The organism is Paenibacillus chartarius, from assembly GCF_042432825.1.
Classification (GTDB): Bacteria; Bacillota; Bacilli; order Paenibacillales; family NBRC-103111; genus Gordoniibacillus; species Gordoniibacillus chartarius.
In genome coordinates, this window is sequence record NZ_JBHLWN010000139.1 from 1 (window position 1) to 1,381 (window position 1,381).

The following is a 1,381-nucleotide window of genomic DNA, read 5'->3' on the forward strand; positions in this document are numbered from 1 at the left end:
ATGGTGTTTGTCCAGGACAACATCACCCAAAGAGAGGAGCACCTTTTAGGTGAAGTCTACCACACCGGTCAGCAAAATCAAGAGCGAATTTTCGCTGCAGAACGCCACGAGTTTCGGCGGCGTCAAAATCTTTTTGGCCTATCTCGAAAAAATCAAGCTCGCCGAGGCCATGCAGCGCCTTTCCGGCGGCAAAGCGCACAACGCCATTTTTCCTGTTCATCGCATCCTGCTCTATCTAATGGTTGGCTGGATGCTGGGCTGCGGGCGTATTTTTCATTTCCGCAAGTTACAGCACGATGTGTTGCTTTGTCGTTTTCTGGGAGGCCGTCTGCCGCATCACAGTTTGCTGTACAAGGAGCTCGCGCGTCTGGGCAGATCCTGCCCGCAGCTCCCGACGGAACTGCGCAAGCTGAATATGGAAATCATTCATCTCTGCTTGCCGTCCAAGCCAATCCTTGATCTGGACTCCTCGGTGGAGACGGTATACGGGGAGCAGGCCGGCGCGGCCAAAGGCACCAATCCGCATAAGCCCGGACGAAACAGCTACCATCCGTTGCTGGCTTTTGAAGGGCAAACCCACTTGAATCTGAATGCGAGGCTTCGCCCCGGCAACACGCATTCTTCAACCGACGCAATCGACTTTTTGCAGCAAACCTTCGCACTGCTCGGCGAGCGCCAAGTGGCGTACGCCCGGTTCGACAAAGGCTTTGGCGGCGAGGATTTCTACCAACTGTGGGAAGGCCGCAAGATCGGTTACGTCGGCAAAATGAAATGGACCAAACGCCTCGCAAGCGACGTGGCGGCTTGTCGCTACTGGACGCGCTATGTCGACGAGGACTGGATCATCGAGGGCATCACTTTGATTTACAAAGCTACGTCCTGGAAAAAGCCCCGTCGCGTAGCGGTCATTCGTAAGACGCAAGTCTGCGAAGACGGTCAAGGCCGCATCGTATTCGACGAGGACTGGCAGTATGAAGCGATTGTAACCAACCTGGAGTGGGAACCAATTGACCTATGGCGCTTTTACAACCAGCGTTGCTGCATGGAAAATTACATCAAAGAGGCGAAAGACGGTTTTTCCATGGACCGGATCGCGACCAGTGATTTTGAAGCGAATGAAGTCGATCTGCTGATCAAGTTGCTGGCCTACAATTTGTTCGAACGCTTTAAGCGCGATTGTTGCGAACCGATGCATCAGGGTTATACGATTGCAAGATTCCGACTGGAGTTCTTTCATTGCGCGGCGACGCTTGTTCGGCATAGTCGCGCGGTCGTGCTCAAGCTGATCAAGGATTTCGACGGTCGTCATGCATGGAAACGAATCGAAGCCAAAGTGGTTCAATTGGAGTGACGGCTTCCAACATTTCACATGGAAAACAAC

Annotated in this window: 1 protein-coding gene; it reads left to right on the forward strand. The window is 53.1% G+C overall.

All coding sequences use genetic code 11. The features are described 5' to 3' along the window. Positions 1–49: 49 nt before the first annotated feature. The gene (locus ACFFK0_RS30660; RefSeq protein ID WP_024982794.1) at positions 50–1,351 is read left to right on the forward strand and encodes an IS1380 family transposase; all 1,302 of its coding nucleotides are present in this window, start codon (positions 50–52) and stop codon (positions 1,349–1,351) included. The last annotated feature ends 30 nt before the right edge of the window (positions 1,352–1,381 follow it).